The organism is Moorena bouillonii PNG (assembly GCF_001942495.1).
In the GTDB taxonomy this organism is placed as follows: domain Bacteria; phylum Cyanobacteriota; class Cyanobacteriia; order Cyanobacteriales; family Coleofasciculaceae; genus Moorena; species Moorena bouillonii.
Window position 1 is genome coordinate 2,475,728 of record NZ_MKZS01000001.1, and the last position, 23,449, is coordinate 2,499,176.

Genomic DNA, 23,449 nt, shown 5'->3' on the forward strand with positions numbered 1-23,449 from the left:
TTCTGCTGTATCGCTCACTACATAAGACTCTCATGCCTCCTTGTCCCCCTGTTAGCTCAAGGTTAAGCGATGCAGCGCGGTCTTGGGGGTTCCCCCCATGAGCGACTGCATCAAGACAGGTTAATTGTTAACACTAGCTGTATAGTAAAGACACAACCCCTCACTAAGTAGGTAGAAAATAAACGTAATAGGCTGACGTTTAACTGTTGATTGTAAACAGTTAAACTTAAGTAAAGTTACTAAACAAAACGTTATAATTAACGCTAATAAACTACCTATTAATTTTATTAAAATTCCTAATAATTAAGGGAGAATAAATCAGCTTAATTCTTTAGCATTAACCAAAAAATAGGCATTTTGCTAAGGGTTGTAAGTACATAATTATTGCTATAAAACTTTAAATAAGTTGATAGCTAATAACTGATATAGGTACTCGCCATCTACTACCTAGGAGAAATTTGTGGCAGATATATTAGAGAAAATTGGCAGCTTTTCTAGTGAGATTGGGGCTGAAATTACCGCCTACGACCCCATATCTCAAGAGTTATTTGTAGTATCTGGTGACACTGAGGTGCAAGTGATAGACCTCAGTGATCCGAGCAATCCAACTCAGGCAATACCACCAATTGATATTGCTTCTTTAATACCTGACATTGACGGAGCAAATAGCATAGCCTATAGTAATGGTTTACTGGCGCTAGCGTTAGAAGCTAGCACCTCTACTGATCCGGGGAAGGTAGCAATTATAGATATTGCTGCGTTTCGGAACAATCCGGCTGACCCCAATGCCCTGAAGGTAGTGCAAGCGGGACCCCTACCCGATATGCTCACCTTTACCCCTGATGGCACCAAAATACTGGTTGCTAATGAAGGCGTAGCGGATGATGGCATTGATCCTGAAGGATCGATCAGTATTATTGATGTGTCGAGTGGGATAGCAACTCTAACCCAAGACAATGTCGCCACAGCAGACTTCAGCGCCTTCAATGGTCGTGAAGCGGAATTCCGGGCAAAGGGTGTACGTATTTTCCCAGACAAGACTGTTGCTGAGGATGTGGAACCAGAGTTCATTGCTGTCTCAAGCGATGGTACTACAGCCTTTGTCAACCTCCAGGAAAACAATGCCTTTGGGGTGGTAGACCTGGAGTCCGCTACAGTGGTGGATATCCTGCCTCTGGGTGTGAAAGACCACAGCCAAGGTCAGCCGACCCTAGAGCTATTTGAGTTTAATGACTTGCCTGTACTTGGTACTACCGAAGGGGGTCAGGAGATTAAACTGGGCGGACTGTCTGGCTTATTCTACGAAGGGACAGATCCAGCAACTGGCAACTTGAAGTTTGTCACGGTTCCAGACCGGGGACCTCATGGCGAACCTACTGATGTGGATGGGGATGGGAGTAAAGAACGACCCTTTGCCTTACCAGATTACCAAGCTCGCGTGATCCGCTTTGAGTTAAATCCCAGCTCTGGGGAGATCGGCATTACCGAAACCATTTTCTTGACCCGTCAAGATAGCACCACACCAATCACAGGACTACCCAATATTGCCGGGGTGGATGAAGAACCAGTAGACTTATCTGGCAATTTGCTGCCCTTAGATGAGTTTGGTGCTGACCTGGAAGGGGTAGTAATCGCTGCTGATGGCACCTTCTGGATGGTGGATGAGTACCGTCCAGCTATCTACCACTTTGATACCAATGGTGTCTTGATTGACCGCTTTGTTGCCCAAGGAACAGCTGCCTTGGCTGGTGCAGCAGCGGGAACCTTTGGCACTGAGTCCTTACCTGAGGAGTACGCCAATCGCCGCCGTAACCGTGGCTTTGAGGCCGTAGCTCTGGATCCAGATCAGAATATCCTCTACGCCTTTATTCAAACTCCTTTACAGAATCCAGACCCTGCTACCTCTAATAGCTCGGATGTGATTCGCATTCTCGGAATTGATACTACCACAGGTAATGCTGTTGCCGAATATGTTTACTTGCTCGAAGACCCTGCTTTACGTAGTGGAGGACGAGTAGATAAGATTGGTGATGCGGTATACGCTGAGGATGGAAAATTATTTGTCATTGAGCGAGATTCCGGAGTTGGTGATACAGCGAAGAAGTTTATCTTCCAAATAGACCTTACAAAAGCCACTAATTTGCTTGCTCCCGATGCGCCTACACTACCTACTGGCTCTACTCTGGAGCAACTGAGTGCAGATGACCTAGATGCTCTTGGAATTCAGGCGGTCAATAAGATTAAAGTAACAAACCTGCCTTCCATTGGGTATCTCGCTGGTGATAAACCAGAAGGTCTAGCGCTACTGGATGATGGCAAACTGGCTGTACTCAATGACAATGACTTTGGAGTACTCGATCAGCAGATTCCGGTGGATGGCTCGGTTCCTCTGAACCCCAATCCAACTCCTGTGGTCTTAGGTCTGATCGACCTGGGTCAGAACAATGCCCTGGATGCCAGTAATAAAGATGATGCCATCAACATCCAAAATTGGCCGGTTTTCGGTCTATACCAACCAGATGCGATCGCATCCTTTGAGGCAAACGGTCAAACCTACTACGTCACTGCCAATGAAGGGGATATCAGGGATGAAGAGGAACGGATTGCAGACTTGACCCTCGACCCAGAGGCTTTTCCAGATGCTGAAACCCTACAACAAGAGTCTCAACTAGGTCGTTTGAGAGTATCTACCATTGATGGGGATTTGGATAATGATGGTGATTACGACCAGCTATTCTCCTACGGTGGGCGCTCCTTATCAATTTGGGATCAGTTTGGCAACCTAGTGTTTGATAGTGGTGATGACTTTGAACGAATTACAGCTCAGCAAGTTCCTGAACTATTTAATTCTAGCGGCACTCCTGATACTTTTGACGACCGCAGTGACAATCAAGGACCAGAACCGGAAGGAATTGTCACCGGGGTCATTAATGATCGCACTTACACTTTTATCGGCCTCGAACGAATAGGTGGCGTGATTGTCTACGATGTCACCAATCCCACGGCTCCTGAATTTGTCCAATATCTGCCCAATAATGGTGGCAATCCAGATAATCCAGCTGACCGGGCTCCTGAGGGACTAACGTTTATTCCTGTAGAAGACAGCCCCAATGGTGAACCCCTGTTGATAGTGGCTCAAGAAGTCAGTCAAACCATTACTGTCTTTTCAGTCAACCCCGGTCCGGGAACCCCATTAGATGATGAACTAGTTGGCACCGAAGCTGATGAAACAATTATTGCTGGAGCTGGAAATGATCTAGTTGCTGGTGGTAATGGTAACGATACTATCTTTGGGGGTAATGGAGATGATATATTACGAGGTGACTTCAACAGCCGTTCCTCTAACAATACCCTTGGAGGGGATGATGTAATTTACGGGGGTGCTGGAAGCGATCGCATTGGTGGAAAAGCCGGGAATGATTCCCTGTTTGGTCAGAACGGTGATGACCAAATCTGGGGTGATGCTGGGGATGACCTACTGCGGGGCGGTCTTGGCAATGATACCCTATTTGGTGATAATGGCTCTGGTGGTGATGGTAGTGATACCTTCATCTTAGCCGCTGGTGAAGGAACTGATAAAATTGGGGATTTCCAAGTCAGTGAAGACTTCATCGGTTTAGTAGACGGGTTAACCTTTGGTCAGTTATCTGTTACTCAGGAAGGCAACAATGCTGTGATTAGCTTCGGTGATGAAACCTTGGCAATCCTGAATCATGTCCAGGCTGAAACCCTGATCGATAATGCTGCTACGACTTTTGTATTGGTTGCTTAAGGTAGAGCAGTTTAAAGTTGTTCGCGTAGCGTGGCCTTTTGGCCAAGGTTAACGGTTAACGGTTGAAGGTTGAAGGTTGAAGGTTAACGGTTGACGGTTGAAGGTTGAAGGTTAACGGTTGACGGTTGTTCGCCCTTGGCGTTTGGTGTAGGGTAGGTTGTCTGTCAGAATGCAGAATGTAGAATTCAAAATTCTTAATTCTTAATTCTACATTCTTAATTCAAAAGGGACTCTAATGGTTGACTACCCATGATTGATTTCACAGTTGCTATCTGTACCTATAACGGCGAAACTCGTCTACCTAAGGTTTTAAAGCGATTACTGTATCAAATTAAAACCGACCATTTTGCTTTGGAAATTCTGATTATTGATAATAATAGTACTGATAAGACCAGCAAAATTGTTGAGGAATATCAATCCTATCCAGGAGCTTATCCTATTCGATATTACTTTGAACCAAAACAGGGGATAGCATTTGCTCGACGCCGTGCTATCCAGGAGTCTAAAGGTGACTATGTCGGGTTTTTAGATGATGATAATCTCCCTACTCCTGATTGGGTTAGTGCTGCCTATAATTTTGGTCATTCCCATCCCCAAGCTGGGGCTTATGGTAGTAAAATTTATGGAAACTATGAAGTTACACCACCGGAAAATTTTCAGCGAATTGCTTGTTTTCTCGCTATCATAGAACGAGGTCAAGAGCCATTTTGTTATCAGCCTCGTCAAGGGGTATTTCCTGTCGGTGCCGGGTTAGTGATTCGTAAGCAAGCCTGGTTAAATAATGTTCCTGAACAGCCTTGGCTCAAGGGAGTGTGTGCGACATCCCTATCTGCTAAAGGAGAAGATATAGAAACCTTGTCCTATATTCAAAAAGCGGGTTGGGAAATTTGGCATAACCCTCAAATGTGTATTGAACATCAAATCCCAAAATGGCGTTTGGAAAAAGACTATTTATTGAAATTATTCCGAGGCGTGGGGTTAAGTCGGTATCCCACTCGCATGTTGCGCTTTCAACATTGGCAAAAGCCTTTCATGATTCTAGTTTACCTAATCAATGATTTGCGCAAGACTATGCTTCATCTGATTAGATATCGCCAACACCTCAAGACAGATTTAGTAGCAGCTTGCGAACTGGAACTTTTTGTGAATAGCTTGTTTAGTCCATTTTATCATTGGATTTTTGGGAATCAGTAATTAATGAATAATAAGGCAAAATGCTGGCATCTATGAAAAGGGAAAAGGGAAAAGGGAAAAGGGAACAGGAAACAGAGTGTGGGGAGAGGGGTTAGTGTGGGTACTGTGGCGAGAGCGAAGAAGTAGTTTTCGATAATTGGGTATAATTACAAACATTTTTTTACTCCCTACTCCCTACTCCCTACTCCCTACTCCCTACTCCCTACTCCCTACTCCCTACTCCCTACTCCCTACTCCCTATTCCCTTTGCTATCTAACTAATTTAGTTTGCCTCTAAAAATTCCTGTTTCAATTGGTAAAACTTTATTTTAGCATAAATATTTTTCAAGTGCTTCTTAACCGTATTAAGAGTAATGCGCAATTCATCAGCAATCTCCTGATAGCTGTAATCAGCACGACGCAGTAACCAAACGTCTGCCTCACGAGGAGTCAGGTCATATTTATTAACCTCTGCGATCGCAAAACTCTCAGCATATTGATCGTGATTTTCTAGTGTTACTAAAATGCAGGGATTTTCAAAGGAGTCTAAGGTGAGCTTAACGGCTCGAATCCGAAAAGATGTTGAGGGATCAGTAATAATTTCAGACTCGATAATTATTGACTGATTTGGATATAACTCACAGCTCTCGAGCACAGCTTGGCAAACACGCCTGATTTCTTTGGGAACAAGGTTAGATTTTGACTTATCCACTGCTAGTTGAGCACAAAGAAGGCGACCATAGCAATTGCTATGAACTAACTCTCCCTGAGCGTTCAAAATCAAGACACCATCCATTAATCCTTCTACTACCCCTTGTAAGAGAACACCGTTAAACTGTCTTGCCTGAGTATTCATCCTCGAGACCTATGTGAACGTTACGAATCGGCTGGCAGCAGGTACCTACTACAGGTACCTACTACAATCCATAGGTGCAGAGGCTTTGAGCTTATGCAGTTAGCTATCGAGTTCTGGTATCATTTGTTCACAAGAGTGAGTCAGTGTTTAGTTGTAACCATTCAAAGGTTAGCGGTGAGCTAAAAGCTCACGGGTGCGCGTTCAGCGGTCAGTAGTCAGGGGTCAGCGGTCAGCTTATTTTATTCAAAAGCTGTTCGGTGTAGCTTGCCCATAGCCCATAAGCTGATAGCTCAATGCTGATAGCTCAATGCTGATAGCTCAACACTAGTATCATTCATTGAAAATCTACAAATTGAGTTAGAAAAGGGAGTATAAAAAGACTCAGAAGGATAATAACAATCATGAGTAACTTTACGGTCAATCTATCGTATTGATAAAATTCATTACCTGTCCATTTAAAGATGTGTTGAACATTCGAATTATCTAAGGGCTTCTTCCACCATGGTCTCTTTTGTCTGTCTCCTGGACGTTTTTCTGTATGATTCATTGGTAATTTGCTATTAGTATTGGTAATTCGTGAGATTATCTTAGTCTTGTCATCGATATTATTCAAAACCACCTCCTACCTTAAATAATGTTTTTGGAGAGCGAAACTATAGTAAACCCAAACTAGTATTGACGGTAAAAACCAAGGAATCAATAGTAATGCAGAGATATAAACCTGCAAGACAACTAATCCGTATAGTCCTGTTATACTACCTAATAGTAATACCTGTTGATGTCGCTGTTTAACCGGTTGTTTGTGCAAAATAATAGTAGTCGATTTTCCTAGGAATGCGGCTAGGAAAATTAGCCACTGATCAGGAATCAAAACTACCCGATGCTGCCGGATTATATGGTGAACCATATAAGCAAATACTTCTCCTCTAGTTAATACTTCGAGGCACTTCTGTAGATCCTGTTTTACAGGTTGATAGTAATGGCACCAATATTCAACAACTGACGGAAAGTAAAAGTCATCTTCGGTGTCATTGTATTCACCATTGGTGATGATAACAACTTGCTGCATTACATGCTGTTGGAGTTCTGGATTAGGCACAGGAAAATTGAGAAGTTCCTTAGCTGTGATAGATTTGTAGACTTGTCTAGGAGGAATAGAAAAGTCTATAATAGAAGCTAGTCCAAAGGGGGGAGCAGATTGATTGAAAGCAATCTGCCCTTTATTGTCAGTCTTTCTTTGCTTTAGATAATCACTGACTTGGGACTGAAAATCTACTGTACTGTTTAATGTTGGCTGGGGTAAACTATCTGCAGATGACTGGTGATTGAGCAGATAAGCTACTGCTAGCTGATAAGCAAACGGACATGACTCGATACAGGTGGGATTTAGAGGCTGTTCAATAGTCCAAGGATCAAAGTCTATGTACCCTTCTAAACTCCATTTGCGACTAGCGACTTTATCTTGTTCATCTGCTGCTAGCACAAACCAAGTGTTATGCTTTTCCACCGCAGAGCGAATCGCTTGATCTAGCTTTTCGTATCTAGGTTGGTAGATATGCCGATTGTAGTAAATGCCGATTACTTGAGCATTCAAGGCGTATAGGTGTCTTACCAACTTGGCTAAGTATTCGGAATCAATCAACTTACCTTGTGTGCTTTCTATTGCTTCATCAGCTTGATCTAGGGATTCTTGATCGATAGCAACTAACAAAACAGGCGCTAAGGTATTCTCTGGTACTTGATTCGTAAAATTACGATAGACAGCTTGAACAAACGCTCGGATGTCGAACAATAATTCGACTTGAATAGCTGGGATGACGCTCAGCAGTAAAACTGTTCCCAATGCGATCGCTTCTGGTCTTGTTGGTAACCACTGGAGCAGCATTTTCTTCCAATCAAAGCGCTCAATGCGATAGGGAATTAAACCGGGAGGATTAAATAAAGAGGGCAGCAGATAGGCAGAGGGATAGGCAAATTTCTCTACGGATTGAAGATGTTGACAGGCTTCGAGTAGTGCATCGTAAACATCTCTATGGTCAGCTAGGGGCTTACAGAACTGCTGGAGAAAACTCTGAGCCACATCATTGCGAATTGGTTCCCGCATCACTATTACCTGTAACCCAAGTTTAATCAGAGAGTTAGCGATGCTCAGACCACTGCAGGAGTTGAAAATGGCCAGCTGCAATCTATGTTCCCTAGCTTGAGTTAATTGTTCTTCCAGTTCACTAATTGACAGGGATATATTCGGAGCGATCGCAAGTCTTCCTCCTGTGGTTGTGGTTTCATCGCTATGTCCAGCAAAGAACAGCACATCCCAGCCTTGTTGATCACAGATGGCATTAGCAATTTTGGTTTTGATATCGACATGGTTTTCATGAGGTTGCCAGGTTACTCGCTCGACCTCAGCAATAGATTTAAGCGATCGCACAGCTTTCCAATCTTCCTGCAACGGTAGTCTGGGATCATCTCCAAAGATAGCTAGAATACGGGTTTTTCTACGGTGTGCGTTCCCTAGCGCTTTGAAAAAGCGCGGGGTCGCACCGCAAGCTGTCAGGGGGTTAGTACCAGCAATGCCATAGGGGTTATCCATAGCGCTTCTGAAAATGCGAACCTTGCCAACGGGTGTGCCTTCAGCAGCAAGCTCCCAAGTTTCCCATGGTAACCGTTCGATTTCTATAGAGTCACAAGCTAGGAAAATATCAACACTGGGGTGAGTACCAATCCCCTTGCCATCTTTCGATATCAGTTGAGCCACACGAGTCAATTCGTCTCGAATCCGCTGTTGAATCTTACGAACCTCCCCTTCTCCTAACCAACGCTGGAAAGCATTGACAAACTCTCTTTCTGCCTCCATCAAATCATAACAGGGGTCCCCTGAACCAGGATTAATTCTGCCACTATCTCCTATAGGTTTCACTGACGGTAATTCGTAAAACCTAGTGTAGCGCTGTCGCCACCGTTGATAATATCTTTGTATTTCCTTGGAATAGTTCATGCTGGCAGATAGCTGCCTTCTTCTGTCATCCCATAGCAGCAAAAAGAAACAAGACTTATCATCTTTTTTATACCAAATTTTAATTTCAAATACAGTAGTCATTACCCAAAAGAATACTCCGATATTTTCATTAAATTTCCCTGTTTCCTTTTTAATCAATAACTTAAATGCTGTTTAACTAGGCTCGAATGCATAAGGATATAAGGTCTGTGGTGAGCTATCCGGTGGGATAATGGTCACAACAAATTTTTCATCTGAGCCTCCTTCCACACGGGCAAACAAAAATGGATCATCAAGCCCTGATACAGGCTCATGTATAATAGACCTTATATTGCTAACTTGTAGCTTAAATCCATCAGGTAAAGCAGTCCCAAACTGGGTTCCTAAAATTAGTAGCAATGACCATTTTGGGGGAGGAAGTGGAGAGTCAATCGGCCAGGTTACGGCACATAGTCTTAAAGCAATTTCACCTAAGTCAATGTCCTGATAGGAGCGACCTGGTTCGGGAGGAATCTCCATTCCTTGATATCTAAGCTCGTTAATCACATTATCGAATTTATCAATTGACCGAAATACCGATGAATTCGCAGTCATGGTTTCAGGCATTAAAAATCCTAAACCTTGGGCAAATTCGTCTAATTTTCCCTCCAACCATTGCTGTGTATTGATAGCCTTTTGAGTTAGGATGGTGAATACTTCTGTAATCCGAATAGAAAGGGAGGTTGTTCTCTGTGGAGTTAGTTGCCATTGATATAATAAATCCAGTAACTCAGGACTTTGGAGTATAGTCAGCCCTTGCTCCCAGGTTAAGGTTTGCCAAAGAGTTTGCTCAGGATATTGTAGGCGATCTAATAATGTTTCTAATGTTTCCAAGTCAAGTTGATTAACAGATATAGGAATTGAAGTAGGGGAAGTTACTGGTAGCTTAATGGCAGCGGAATCCAAGTAACGTAAATAAAATAGTAGGTGATTTGGCTCAGGATTAAACAATGACAGAGGTAAACTATAGTTCCAATCAACTTCAGGATGTAACTTAAAAAATTGTCGATAATTAACCAGTTCGTCGTAACGGATAAAGCCTCGAATAATAGCAGTTTCGATCTCTTCTTGCACTTCGATAACAACATAGAAATGAGCAGCAAAATCTGGTAAATCAATGGCTGCTATCGGTACAGTTACTACTTCATCAAGTAAACTTTCATTGGTAATTAAACAAAGCTTAAATTCGCCTACTATAAGATTACATACCGCTTCAATCACATTAGCGTATTTAGGTTGTCGTAAAGAACAACAATTATCAGAAATCAAGATATTAGCTAACTTTTCCTCTAACCATTGTGTAAAACTAAGTAATGCTAGTCCATTCAGATAGGTTTGCCATTGGCGTGCTTCTGAGATGACTTGGTTACTCATTTGTACTGCTTGCTCAAACTGTTCGGATTCTAACCAAATACATTCTGGTTGCACAAGCCTGAGGTCGGTGGAATTAACAGAATAACTAGTCATGATTTTCCTGCTTCAGTGTCTCAAGGTAGCGGCATAGTCGCTGGGTATATAGGCTATTAGTAGAACGGTTTTTCCCTGTCATGATTTCTGCAGCTGCTTCTTGGAAGACTTCAGCATCCACGAAAGCTTCTAGGTGTTCCATCAGGTTTCTAAAATAGTCTGGATCCCTAGACATATTTGCCAGATTAAACTGATGTGCTGCATGGGAGATAATGTGGAAAAGTTTGTCTATTGTCCAAAACCGCACCCGATTGAGCAGATCCTTTGGATTTAGCACCCTGCTCACTTGGGACTGATTGGTCATTCCTAAAATAGAGGCAATCTCGGCTTGAGATTTACCATGACAGTAGATCAGTTCAAGACCTGATATAACCTTGGACGCAAAACGGGCGTAACTTCGACTGTGCTGTAGCTTGGTAATGCGGTCAGTTAGCCCTTGCTCTATCCCCAAATCCAAACAGGCTATGAGTTGCTGACCACAGAATTGCTGTAATTCTTGTCGTGCGATCGCATCTAAAGTGTTGGTGAAATTTTGGTCTGGTAACTCTCGGTCGCGTCCAGTATCCGAATCCGACACCTCTAGGGATTCCGATGGCGGAAATCCGCTGCGAATCCATATGTCATATCGCCTTAGCACTCTGGCCAGATGTTTGAGTTCATCCCTCAGCTGTGCTAGAGAGTTGACAATTACCGATTTTTCCTGCAAGAGGTGTCTCATTTCTTCAAGTTGAGACTGGGTGGGATCTGGACAACGTCTAGCTTTTTTTGTTGGCTGTTGGCGTCTGTCCCTACGGTAGACTGCATGAAAGGCTTCTAGGATTTTGCGATCGCGTGGCAAGAGTTGTTCCAATTGTGTCGGTCTAGCTCGATTGAGCAGCGCCCAGTCACTGAGAAAACAAAGTCCCCGCTCCGATAAAAACTCTTTAAGTTTGGGATGTTGTTTGGTTTGATAGTAGACCCAATCATCTAACCTAGACTTGGATGGGGAATTTAGGTTATATTTTCGTAATACTTCAACCGTAAAAAATTGGTAATCGGTTTTTTTGGTTTCCCTATCCCCATTTAGGATAAGTTGAGTTGTACCATCCTGATCTAAGATGATGAGTACTTTTCCATCATCATCAAGCACAAATGGCAGCAAATCCCGATAGGTGAAGTGATGGCTAGCGCTATATAAACTAGCGAGTTTCTTGCAAGCTTTCAGGATTGGGTAAGAGACATAGCAACGAAGACAAAGTCCTGCTCTAGCACGACTTATGGGTGACCCAGACGCCTCAGGGTGAAACCAGGCGTATAGGGAGGTTTGAATGTCCCGATGCTGCTCCACCGACAAATGCGTTCGCGAAGCGGTTCGATGTTCCGTTCGCGTTTCTGGAGCATCTAATTCTAGACACTTCTGTTGAAAAAACTCCCATGCCAGCGGTAGTAACAGTTTTTTGTAACCACACCCAACACTAGCAGGATCAAGTCTTAAAATTTCCCAATATCTCGATAGAGGCACCATCCTTACACTTTTGCTTAGCTGTGCCATATTGTCTCATACAGATTCTTAGGTTCGCAGTACCCAAACGGGTAATTTTTTCCAAAAGATGATATGGTATAATTCAGCTTTTTTTATCACAAGATAAATGCCAAGTTGAGATCAAGTTCCATTAATCACTTATCAAATAGTCCCTGGATTTTTGGGTCAGGGTAATCCGTAATGCCTAATCATCAACTACTAATTACCCATTACCTTTTACCCAATTACCAATTCCCTTATAAGGGATATATTAATTAGTTAACCAAATTGGAGATTGATTTGATATTACTTCTTTATCCAGGATTCAATGACCGATAAATTACCCCCAATTTACTTCTACATTCCTCAGGGTTTCTGGCCAGACACCATGCCCAGAAGTGCCGATGAGAACTGGAAAGGCTTTGGTATTGGTATCTATGCCTGGACTTTACAAACCTATCTGCGCCTGAAAGCCGATGGTTTCCCTTGCGAACTAGTAGCAGAATTGCCCAGAGAAGGGATTGTCCTGATCCACCGCAATTGCTTACGAGCTCACAAAGACCAGCTCAAGCCAGGACCAAAGTTATTGCTGATTTGTATTAAAGCTGAACAAAGACCCTATCCCTATGCTCAACTCCATGTGGTACAAAATCCTCTGGAAACAATGCATCTGCGCAATAGTTACTATTTACCCCACTGGACTCAGCCAGGGTTAATTCAGCGCCATCCAGCACGATGCGATCGCTTTGAAAGCATCGCCTTCTTTGGTCATGAAGCTAACCTAGCGCTAGAATTAAAGCATCCCTCCTGGCAACAACAACTCCAGGCACTGGGGTTATCTTGGCAACCAGTAATCAATCGCAATCATTGGCATGACTATAGCAACCTAGACAATCGCTGGCATGACTACAGTCAGATTGATGCTATTGTCGCTGTGCGTAGCTTTGAGGGTCACACAGCCTGCCTCCACCGCAATTACCTGAGCAAACCAGCTACCAAACTCTACAATGCTTGGCTAGCAGGGGTTCCTGCTATTCTCGGATCTGAAGTTGCTTATCAAGCAGAACGCTATAGCCCACTAGACTATCTGGAAGTGGCTACCCCTAGCGGGTTAATTTCAGCCCTTAAGCGGTTGAAAGAAGAGCCATATTTACGTAGCGCTATGGTTAAAAATGGTCGAATTCGTGCCAAAGCGATCACCCCTTCAAGTACTACGAAGAAGTGGCGTTATTTCTTAGAAACTATTGCATTACCTGCCTATGATAATTGGTGCAATCAATCTCATTTGTCTCAACAGATTACCTTGGGACAGGGTTATATTGGCTTTCATGGAAATCGAGTTAAAGATAAACTAACAAAAGTTTTATTAGCTAGCAACTATTCCAGATCAAAGTCGATGGAAAATGGATTTTTTTCAATGGATTTGGTATCATTATGATATAGAATTTATCAATTTGTTGAGGTACTTACACCGGTGGTTTTTAGGGAGTAGGGAGTAGCGATTAGGGAGCAGGGAGTAGGGATGCATCGCTTTTTTAACAACAAATAGTTTCACCTATCATTGTAAAACGCTATACTTAAACTAGATACTAACCCAATAGTACTTATTAACCAGTCCCAACTATGCTTCAAGCAGTATCCAAACTATTAACCTTTGACGAATTCTTAGAACAGTATCCAGAGGATGGAGGAAACTATGAACTTCGCCAGGGTAGAATTGTAGCTATGCGTCCCACCGGTTTACACGAACAAGTAGCAGCTCTGATTGCCAGAAAAATTGATGTCGAAATAGAGAGACTTTCACTACCCTACTTTATTCCTCGAACTTGTCTTGTCAAACCCTATCAACAGGGAGAAGGCTATTTACCAGATATCATTGTTTTGGATAAACAAACTGTTGCGGAAGATCCATACTGGAAACAAAAATCAAGTATCTCAATCGGTAAATCAGCTAAGTTAATCGTGGAAGTCGTTAGTACCAACTGGCAAGATGACTATCTAACCAAACTAGCTGAATACGAAAAATTTGGGATTCCAGAATACTGGATTGTTGACTATAAAGCCCTGGGAGGAACCCGATACATTGGGTCTCCTAAAATTCCTACAGTTTGGATATACGAGTTAGCTGAGGATGAATATAAAGAAGGCAAAACCTTTACGGGATGTGATTCTATTGAATCACCAACTTTCCCAGAATTAAAACTGACTGTTGACCAGCTGGTCAAGGCCGGAACATTATAATTTTGTAAGCATATGCGCTACGCGCAGGCTACGCCAACAGCCGTCAGCCGTCAGCTAAAAGCTCACGCTACTTGAGGTGCCGTCAGCCGTCAGCTAAAAGCTCACGCTATGGAACCGTCAGCTGATGTAACAGAGATTAAACCAATGCTTACTTGTTTGATTCAAAAGCACCTCAAGTAGCGCATTAGCTGATACGCGACACGCTGATAGCTGTTGGCGTAGCCTGCGCGTAGCGCATATGCTTACATAATTTTTCCCTCAGTAATGGATATAATTTTTATCTCAAGGATGGATATAATTTACTTAATCTTTATCAAAAAGAACTAATTTTTTCAGTTTATTTATAAAAAATTACCAGTTTTTTTGCTAAAGTAATCCTGATATGTATTGCAGCCAAAGAAAAGCGCGATTATGCTTGAGTCACTCCCAAGCTCTACCAAGGCGCAGAAAAATGTTCTGACAGATGGGCAATTAACTTGTACCTACCAAGAACTTCCAGAGGTCTTTGAAGCTCTCCAGCAGTATTTTGACCAACGGGGAATTAGCATTACCGATTGCTTTGCCCTCGAATGTGATAATACTGTATCCAGTGCCCTAGTCCTGTTATATCTACTGGAGGGAGGTTACCGTTTTCTACTGTTACCCCAGGAAGTCAACCCACCCCAAGTGCTTGGCTCTAAGCAATCTCTGCCACGATTCTGCCGATACAGGATTAGGACTGGAAGCTTTACCGACAAGCCAAAAGCCCCTAATTTTAGATATCCTGAGCAGTTTGTGGATATTGTTGAAAACGAAGATTGGATTGGCGATGGTCCTTCGGCCACTGCCGAATGCGATCGCATTGGGATAAATCCCATTCAGGAAAATAATCCTAGTCGAAAACTATATATAAGGACATCGGGAAGTACAGGAAAACCCAAAATAGCAGTCCATTCCCATGATAAGCTACTCAGGAACGCACTCAACTGCTTGCAACGACTGGGTCTTAAACAGGATGACCGCATAGCGATTCCGGTACCAATTTATCATATGTATGGTTTGGGGGCGGCGTTTCTGCCAGGTGTGATGGCGGGAGCATCTATCGACTTACAGAAGAATTCCAACTTGCTCAAGTATGTGCAGCGGGAACGAGACTTTAATCCCAATGTTGCCTTCATGACACCGATGTTTTGTGAAACATTGCTCAAGGGACGTAAGACTTCTAGGAAATACAACCTTACCGTAGTGGCAGGCGATCGCATCCGGGAAGACACATTTGTCAGATTTGAATCCCGTTTTGGTTCGTTGGTGAGCTTGTACGGTAGTACAGAAATGGGTGCGATGGCAGCGTCTAGTCCGGATCAGCCTCAGGAGGTGCGGCTTAAAACCGTAGGAAAACCGATGTCAGGAGTAAAAATTACTTTAGCAAAGGATAACACCGATGGTGTTAGCGAACTCTGGTGTCACCATGACTATGGTTTTGAAGGATATGTTGATCAAGACGGGAAACCCATTAGCCAGGGTATTCAGACTCAGACTGATTGGTTTGGCACCAAGGACTTGGGTCGAATTTGGTCCGATGGTCACCTAGAAGTCATTGGCAGATGTGACTATAGCGTCAACCGAAATGGTCTTCTGGTGTTGTTGGCGGATGTGGAGAGAGGGATTGAAACCATTGAAGGAATAGATTCTGTGGTGGTGGTCTCTCAAGGAGAAAGTCAACGAGGTAAAGGAATTGTGGCTTATTGTGTTCTTGCTAAAGACAGCAATATTCCTGAAGCAGATATCCGAGCTGCTTGTTTCGATATTTTGCCAAGGCATGGGATTCCGGATCGGATTTTTCTGGTAAATTCTTTTCCGAAGCTGCCCAATGGTAAGGTTGATCGACTCAAACTTATTGGTATGCATGACCAGGGCAAGGGTAAGCATATGCGCTACGCGCACGCTGCGCGAACAGCCGTCAGCGGTCAGCCGTGAGCTAAAAGCTCACGCGTGCGCGTTCAGCTTGACGTAACTCAGCATTATTCGAATGGTTACCTGTTTTATTCAAAAGCTGATAGCTGATACGCGACACGCTGATAGCTGATACGCGACACGCTGATAGCTGACGGGCAAGGATTGATTAAGAGTGAAATCAACCGAGTTTAAACATCAGGTTAAACAAAATATAGCGTTTCTCATAGCTATGAGGTACACAGGATTTTTTCCCTCTTCCCACTTCCCTTCCCCTCCTGGGAGGGGTTAGGGGTGGGTTCCTATTACCTGCTCCCTGCTCCCTGCCCCCCTTATTAAGGGGGGTTAGGGGGGATTCCTGCTCCCTAAAACCCAATAATTTGTACTTCATCCAAATAATAATTTCTATAAATAATATGCCCAATTCAGTCCAAGTTGTCATGGGAGTTACCGGTGTAGGAAAGTCTACTTATATTAAATCAATGATTACCAGAAAAATCGGGAAAGATTCAAGACTCATACAAATTAAAGATGAGTATTTAGATGTAGATAAAATTAGTATCGACGGAAAAAATAAAAAATATATTGTTCACTATAGTCTGTTAATAGAGCATTTTTTTTACCTTAAAAGGGATATCAATAATGGCAGTAAATTTGATTTTTCATTAATCCATTTATTGCGGAGGCATGAACAGCTAAATACTTATTTTCTAGTTGCTCCTTATTCTGAAATTAAAAAGCGAGTGTTACTGCGGGATAATATAGAGCCTTTAACTGGCCAGAAATTCGACAATAATTTCAAGCATAAACTGTTGGCGACTCTTGGCAGCCTCGATTTACCTAAAGTGTATTCAAAGTATTTCGATTTATGGGAAAAACGTAAAATTAACTACAGCATAGTTAATACAACAAATTACAGCTATGAGCTAGTATCAACAAAGGAAGAAGCCATACAAATTATTAAATAAACCGCCGATACTTTGTTATAGCGGTTATCATCTGAATCAGAAACACCTATTTTGTAACTGTTAACTGTTCCCTATTTCCTGTTTGCGAAAATACAAAATGTACCTTACCTATGTGATAAATGTTATAGTGTTGTTATTTTTTTATAATAGTATGTCTCTAATACTATTAAGTTCATAATTGTAGTGTCAGTAAATTATAATTTTATTTGTAGCAAGATTAAACTATGTCTGAAACTGTAGCCAATCAACTCAAAGAACTTATTGTCCAAGAACTAGATGTCAACCTTAAACTAGAAAAAATTGATGATAATGCACCCCTATTTGAAGATGGATTAGGAATTGATTCCCTCGCCATTGTGGAACTAATTACATTAATTGAAGAACACTTCAAGTTTGAGTTTGCTGACTCTGATCTCAGGGCTGAGACTTTCGTAAGTCTTAATAGTTTAGCTAATTTAGTGGTTAGCAAGATTAAGCCGGACAATACGTTAGTAGTGTAGCCAGGGTAGCCAGTTAAATAGCCAGATTACACTGGCTATTTAAAATGGCATAAGTAGTTTATTACCAAAAAAAATAATAACAAATAAATTACTGATCAGTGAGGTAACTTAATGTCTGAAACTTTAGTCAATCATGACTTTGAAGCTCACAATCTTCAAGATCTGGAAAATTCAGTTCGATTTCTACAAATAGAGCCAACGACTCATTGCAACTTTACCTGTAAGTTTTGCTGTGGTCGCCATATGACTCAAAGCAATCTTTCTTTTGAAACCTTTGTCCAAACCCTTGACCAATTTCCTGACCTAGAGCATATTGAACTTCAAGGGGAAGGAGAACCACTCCTTCATCCCCAATTCTTTGAGATGGCTAAGCTGGCTCAGAATCGGGGAATCAAGGTATCGATAATTACCAATGGGAGTATGTTTTCTCCTCAACGCATTCAGAAAATTCTGGACTGTGGCATTGAAGCCATTCGAGTCTCGATCGAGTCACCAGATCCCCAAGAGTTTAGAGAAATTCGCGGTGGAAGATTAGAAAACATTATTGAAGGAATTCAGGCTCTGCTAAAATCACGCAATGAGCTTGGCAGGGAAAATCCAACGGTAGGATTTGCTGTCACAGTACTTCAACAAACTCAGAAGCAGTTGCCAGCCATCGCCCGATTGTACGATCAGCTAGAAATGGATGGGGGAATCCAGTTTCACCTACTAAGTTCTATGGATAGCTATACTCAAATCTATGATCAGACGATGTCTAATCAGTTTCTTTCTAAAATAGAGACAACTTTAGTCTGGTCTCAGTATGTGAAAATTATCCAATCTCCGCAGCATCATAGAAGTAAGATCAAACACTTCTACGACGAACTTGGTGAGCTTTCTCCATACCCGAAACGTGACCACACAGATAAAAATAAATTTTTGCTCAGAGTTTTCCGAAGCTGTCCTTCATTAGATAGTTCCCTCTATGTGAATCGTTACGGAATTGCTACAGGATGCAGCAAGATCAAGGATACCGAGCAATTTGCTCTTGGAAAAATTGATTTCAATAGTATTGAAGAAATCATTAACGCTCGCAATCAGATCAGACAACAAGTTCGCAGTGGTATTGTTCCAGCAGCTTGTCGCCACTGTTTTATTGCCGAGTCAATTTCAACACGGTTGTCGAATCTGCTCCAGAAAAAACCAAAACCATTGACAGGGAGTTCTTTAACTTCTACCAAAAAGCCTACCAATGGTTCTAAGCATATAAATCCTCAAGTCATTGGCTACATTCCCTATGAAGAATCAATTTTTGAGGCAATTTTACCATTTTGCGATGGCGAAACAACTTGTGATGAGATTCTTCAGCAGGTATGCCAGAAGTGCGGATTAGACATCAAGGAAGGAAAAATGAAGGTTCTGCCAGCAATAGACGAACTAGTTCGTCGAAACGTAATCGTTATTTAGTTTTAAGTAAATTGGCAAGCAACAGAAATAGGACTTATGAAAAATCCATCGATTATGTAATTGACAAGTAAAATGAGAATTGCCATCTGCTCCCTATCCCAATTGACCTATGTTGCTGAATTTATTGATGTGGCTCAACGTTTAAATGAGAAACATGAGGTTTGTTATTTTCTAGGATTTCATTGCTCGAGTGCGATCAATCTCTTACAAAAGAAACACCTCCCTTATCAAGTGTTGAACAAGGGTCTGGAAACGGCATCGATTTTAACAACTCCAGCCACAGCCAAATCTACTTACGATCTCTTTAAAAGCTATTTCTTCAAATATGCAGAACTTGTCCTGCCCGATTTACTTAAAGCCTTTAAGCACTGGAAGCCAGATTTAATTTTGTCTTATTTGAGAGATTATACAGGCATCACCGCAGCAGAAATTATCAACAAACCGGTCGTATCCTTTGGGAGCTTTACTTCGCCATTGAGACTAGAAAGCATCGATCCACCATTTGGCTCAAGAGGGAGCAGAGATACACCCAAGAGACTGTTGAAAATATGGTGGGAACTTCATAATAAGTTCAATGATAAAGTAGATAGGATCTATAATCATACAATTAGGCAACCCTATGGACTTTCCCATGTATATAATACTAGCACACTTCACTCCGATCGACTGGTTTTACTTTCCCTAATTTCAGCTTTAAGCAATAAACATTATCAGGAGCCACCCCACATTAAATACCTTGGTTCACTCTTATCCAGAAAGCTTGACGCAGCTCCAGCCAAAGAGATAGATTTAATAGCACGTATCTCCTCAATGCCAAAACCCAGGGTATTTGTATCTCTTGGTACAACCTATGTTACCAAACTATTGCTTGAAAAATGTCTCAAAGCACTAATACCCTTTCCCGGTACTGTGATTGTTAGTCTAGGGGGAAAAACCGACTTAAATCTTCGTTCACTGCTCGACCTTCCTCATATCATTTGGAATTCCTTTTTCTTCGATGTGGATAGGGTATTAAAACTATCTGATGTGATTGTTACTGTGGGTGGAGGAAAAAGTGTAATGGATTCACTCTCTGTCGGTAAGCCCCTAATCTGTTTGCCACAGCAAGGGGAGCAATGGGAAATCGCCCTGGCACTGCAATCTCTTGGTGCAGCAGAAATTCCTTGTCCGAGGAAGTGGGATGGGCAAACATTTACTGAAGTAACAGAGCAGGTTGCCACAGAGGCTAAGTACACAGAAGCAGCAGCTCTTTTGCAGTCAAAAGTGGAACAAAGTGGAGGCGTGGAGGAAGCGGTGAAAGCGATCGAGGCATTGTAGAAGTGTGTAGATGTCAATCAAACTTTGAACAGTATGATCAGTTATTGTCTTGAACAACTAAAGGATAATTATGTATAATAAATTATGGATGCTTGATTTTTTTTTAAATAGTCGTGAAATTGTTAAAGCCATAAAGGATGGCATAGCTTTACCTCCATTGTTGTTAAAAAATGGTTTCACTATTTTTCATGACCATGAAGAATTTAATTGCAACGAGTTAGCCGATATTATTAGAGTAATAAACCAATTACATCTTGGAATATTTGAAAGTATTTTTTGCGATCAAATCTATACAAAAAATACTTTTTATAAGCCAGGTAATAATCATGTAATCCTTGATATAGGTGCACACATTGGATTATTTTATTTCTACTGTAATATGCAGGATAAAAGCACTAAAATTAATTGTTTTGAACCAGCAAAAGCAACAGTTAACTATCTCAAGAAAAATGTCATACAAAATGGGTTACAGGATGCAATTAGGATTTATCCCTATGCTATTTTGGATAAAACAACTACTATGACTCTTAGGTCATCACAAGCAACGGAAGCTCGTTCCTTATTTAAGGAAAAAAAAATTACCACCAATAATACCAATAATTTTTTGAGCTCTCCAGAGTTCATGAAAGTTATCAAAACAAATGATTCGACAGAACGTGTTCAATGCATATCTCTTGAACAAGCCTTGCAGTTAGCCAATACTGAGCGAGTTGATTTTTTAAAAATTCATGTTCAAGGAGCTGAAGTTGAGATAGTGACTGGCGCTTCAGAAGCAGTTTGGCAGAAAATTAATAAGGTTGCCTTAATATATCATGAGTACATCCGCCCTGGTTGCTCTGATCTTTTAGTAAAAGTTCTCACCAGTCACGGCTTTTCTACTATTATGGTTGAACCAGATTCACAAACTTCAGGAGGAGTGGGTGTAATCCGAGCATCTAAATGAAGATTAGTTAAGGAATTTAATTCGATAAAAATAGAGATAAAAATAGATGTAAAAACAGATTATGAAACCGTCAAAAAAGTTAGAGTCAGAGAATCAAAAAGCTACGATTAGGACTCAAGCAGGAGTGCTCCAAGAAGATGCGATCGCTCCTATGTCTAAAAAACCGCCAAAAAGCCGGAACCAGTCAGACTATCCCCAGATTGTACGTTGGAGTAATATCAGAACTGAGTTCAGAATGCGGCGACAAGCCAATCCTTTGTTTTCCCCCTATATCAATACTCGAAAGGGAGAAGTTAAAAATGTGGTACTGGGCATTGGTGGTGGGATGGGTCATGACGGTAACGTGGCACTGATTGTTGATGGTAAACTCATCGCTGCTAGCCAAGAGGAAAGGTTTACTGGATACAAGCACGACGGCTGTTTTCCTTTTTCAGCCATTAAGGACTGTCTGGAAATCGCAGAATTGAAGCCATGGGATGTTGATGTTTGTGTTTTTGCAGAAAAACCCGTTCAGAGGTTTTTAGCTCAGCAAATCCAACGACCAAGCAGTTGGTTGAGTCGGCTGGTTGGGTATTTAATGCCGAAATCATGGCAAAGCCAGTATACAGTAGCTGCCCAACGGATGCTGCCCAACGCTAAATTCTTCTACGCCTGGCATCACCTCTGCCATACTGCAGCTGCTTTCTACACTTCCCCTTTCGAGAGTGCGACTTTCCTTTGCGTAGATGGAAGTGGAGAGGATGTCAGTGCTTCCCTAGGGCGGATTAGCCACAACACCCTTGAGGTGTATTATGAACAACCCTATGAAAATGGCTTGGGCATGCTCTACACCCTATTGACGACATACCTCGGCTTCGATTTGGGCTCTGAATATAAGGTAATGGGTCTGGCTCCCTATGGAAAACCCTTGTATGTTGACCATTTGCGATCGCTACTGACTGAGGGTGCCCATGGCGGGATTCGGTTTACAGACAAGCTCACAAGTCATGAAAGCCTGAAGACAGCACAGAAGCTTGTAGCCAATGCTACTGGAATTCCCCCACGAGTAGCTGGAGAGCCTCTTTCCTCAGAACAGGTAGATATTGCTGCTTCTTTACAGGTAGTGTTTGAGGAAGAAGTGATCAAAATGGCTAAGTTTGCCCGCGAGAGTGTCGATGAAGAAAACCTCTTGTTCTGTGGCGGGTGCGCCCAAAATTGTGTTGTGGCTGGGAAACTTCGAGATTCATCCCTTTTCCAGAATGTCTTCAACTCTCCCGTAGGTGGGGATATGGCAAATGGACTGGGGGCTGCTCTGTTGTATGAAAGACAGCGGTTGGGCAAAGGTCAAAAGGTTCAAATTGAAACCCATGGGTTTTATCTAGGGTCAGAGCCAGGAAGTATACCAGACGAAGCACAATCTTACCGCTTGGAGTTTGAAGGTTCTCTCCACGAATTTGCCGCTCGGTTGCTTTCAGAGGGCAAAATTCTTGGCTGGGTACGAGGTCGTATGGAACTCGGGGCTCGTGCTCTCGGCGCTCGCTCGATTTTAGCTGACCCACGCCAACCTGATATGCAGTCGGTTCTCAACTTAAAAATCAAATTTCGGGAGTCATTCCGCCCCTTTGCTCCAGCGGTTCTTGCCGAAGAGGCTTCTAAGTGGTTTGATGTCTACCAGCCTTCCGATTACATGCAATACACAGCCTACCTCAAACCAGAGCATCGGTATCCCCAGCCTGAAACCTTTGCTTCCATGCGCGATCGCTTAAACTATGTCAAGTCTGTTGTTCCTAGCATTGTCCATGTGGATTACTCAGCACGCTTGCAAACTGTTGATGCCAAAGTCCACCCCGACTTCCATAAACTAATTAGTGCCTTTTTCAAAATAACTGGAATTCCGCTGATTATTAACACAAGTTTTAACGTCAGTGGGCAGCCCATCGTTAGAACAGCCCAGGAGGCATGGAAATGCTTCATTCACACTGATCTAGACTTTCTCGTCATTAATGATTCTATTTTCCGAAATCCATTTAATAAATCACAGGAGGAAAAAATCCAATGGAGAAAACAATTCGACAACCACTCACGGTAATTCTTATAAAGATAATTAAAATCCTTACGCCCCCAGCAAAACCTGGTTGGCAGCGAAGCCGCCGCTCCTGCGATTTAAAGGGAAGGTAATATCAAGTCTGGTTGAATACCCATAATTAATGGAGAGTGTGGGAAGGGTGGGGAGGGTGGGAAGTGTGGGGAGATGGGGAGATGGGGAGATGGGGAGATGGGGAGATGGGGAGATGGGGAGATGGGGAGATGGGGAGATGGG

General features: G+C 42.4%; 16 protein-coding genes. 12 read left to right on the forward strand and 4 right to left on the reverse strand.

Annotated elements, in window-relative coordinates:
• The first annotated feature begins 460 nt into the window (after positions 1–460).
• From BJP37_RS10145 to BJP37_RS38870, 3 genes are all read left to right on the forward strand, one after another.
• The gene (locus tag BJP37_RS10145; protein WP_075898506.1) at positions 461–3,772 is read left to right on the forward strand and encodes a choice-of-anchor I family protein; all 3,312 of its coding nucleotides are present in this window, start codon (positions 461–463) and stop codon (positions 3,770–3,772) included.
• A gap of 249 nt (positions 3,773–4,021) precedes the next feature.
• Entirely contained in the window at positions 4,022–4,966 is a 945-nt protein-coding gene (gene hpsE, locus BJP37_RS10150; protein ID WP_075898508.1) for a hormogonium polysaccharide biosynthesis glycosyltransferase HpsE, read from the forward strand.
• Between the two features lie 136 nt (positions 4,967–5,102).
• On the forward strand, positions 5,103–5,243 hold the full coding sequence (locus BJP37_RS38870) for a hypothetical protein (RefSeq protein ID WP_158069508.1): 141 nt from the start codon (positions 5,103–5,105) through the stop codon (positions 5,241–5,243).
• Here the strand turns inward: BJP37_RS38870 and BJP37_RS10155 are convergent.
• The 4 genes from BJP37_RS10155 to BJP37_RS10175 form a co-directional block, all read right to left on the reverse strand.
• On the reverse strand, positions 5,229–5,801 hold the full coding sequence (locus BJP37_RS10155; protein WP_075898510.1) for a helix-turn-helix transcriptional regulator: 573 nt from the start codon (positions 5,799–5,801) through the stop codon (positions 5,229–5,231). The genes BJP37_RS38870 and BJP37_RS10155 overlap by 15 nt on opposite strands.
• A gap of 622 nt (positions 5,802–6,423) precedes the next feature.
• Positions 6,424–8,898: a CHASE2 domain-containing protein gene (locus tag BJP37_RS10165; protein ID WP_075905951.1), complete on the reverse strand. Its 2,475-nt coding sequence runs from the start codon at positions 8,896–8,898 to the stop codon at positions 6,424–6,426.
• A 72-nt stretch (positions 8,899–8,970) separates the two neighbouring features.
• Positions 8,971–10,302 carry a DUF1822 family protein gene (locus BJP37_RS10170; RefSeq protein ID WP_075898516.1) on the reverse strand — a complete coding sequence of 444 codons (1,332 nt, stop codon included), beginning with the start codon at positions 10,300–10,302 and terminating at the stop codon, positions 8,971–8,973.
• Entirely contained in the window at positions 10,295–11,833 is a 1,539-nt protein-coding gene (locus BJP37_RS10175) for a hypothetical protein (RefSeq protein WP_198953999.1), read from the reverse strand. Before BJP37_RS10175 ends, BJP37_RS10170 begins: the two co-directional genes overlap by 8 nt.
• A 298-nt stretch (positions 11,834–12,131) precedes the next feature.
• Between BJP37_RS10175 and BJP37_RS10180 the strand changes: the two genes are divergently transcribed.
• From BJP37_RS10180 to BJP37_RS10225, 9 genes are all read left to right on the forward strand, one after another.
• Positions 12,132–13,241: a glycosyltransferase family 1 protein gene (locus BJP37_RS10180; RefSeq protein WP_075898521.1), complete on the forward strand. Its 1,110-nt coding sequence runs from the start codon at positions 12,132–12,134 to the stop codon at positions 13,239–13,241.
• 185 nt (positions 13,242–13,426) lie between these two features.
• The gene (locus tag BJP37_RS10185) at positions 13,427–14,044 is read left to right on the forward strand and encodes a Uma2 family endonuclease (protein WP_075898523.1); all 618 of its coding nucleotides are present in this window, start codon (positions 13,427–13,429) and stop codon (positions 14,042–14,044) included.
• A gap of 411 nt (positions 14,045–14,455) precedes the next feature.
• Positions 14,456–16,000, forward strand: coding sequence for a class I adenylate-forming enzyme family protein (locus BJP37_RS10190; protein ID WP_075898525.1), 1,545 nt, complete (start codon positions 14,456–14,458; stop codon positions 15,998–16,000).
• Positions 16,001–16,392: 392 nt separating this feature from the next.
• Positions 16,393–16,944 carry a hypothetical protein gene (locus BJP37_RS10200; RefSeq protein WP_143727551.1) on the forward strand — a complete coding sequence of 184 codons (552 nt, stop codon included), beginning with the start codon at positions 16,393–16,395 and terminating at the stop codon, positions 16,942–16,944.
• 224 nt (positions 16,945–17,168) lie between these two features.
• Complete coding sequence (locus tag BJP37_RS10205; RefSeq protein WP_075898533.1) at positions 17,169–17,444, forward strand: acyl carrier protein; 276 nt, start codon at positions 17,169–17,171, stop codon at positions 17,442–17,444.
• Positions 17,445–17,555: 111 nt separating this feature from the next.
• On the forward strand, positions 17,556–18,890 hold the full coding sequence (locus BJP37_RS10210; protein ID WP_075898536.1) for a radical SAM protein: 1,335 nt from the start codon (positions 17,556–17,558) through the stop codon (positions 18,888–18,890).
• Positions 18,891–18,962: 72 nt separating this feature from the next.
• On the forward strand, positions 18,963–20,207 hold the full coding sequence (locus BJP37_RS10215; protein ID WP_075898539.1) for a glycosyltransferase: 1,245 nt from the start codon (positions 18,963–18,965) through the stop codon (positions 20,205–20,207).
• Positions 20,208–20,277: 70 nt separating this feature from the next.
• On the forward strand, positions 20,278–21,150 hold the full coding sequence (locus tag BJP37_RS10220) for an FkbM family methyltransferase (protein WP_075898541.1): 873 nt from the start codon (positions 20,278–20,280) through the stop codon (positions 21,148–21,150).
• Between the two features lie 61 nt (positions 21,151–21,211).
• Entirely contained in the window at positions 21,212–23,218 is a 2,007-nt protein-coding gene (locus BJP37_RS10225; protein ID WP_081431128.1) for a carbamoyltransferase family protein, read from the forward strand.
• Positions 23,219–23,449 lie beyond the last annotated feature (231 nt).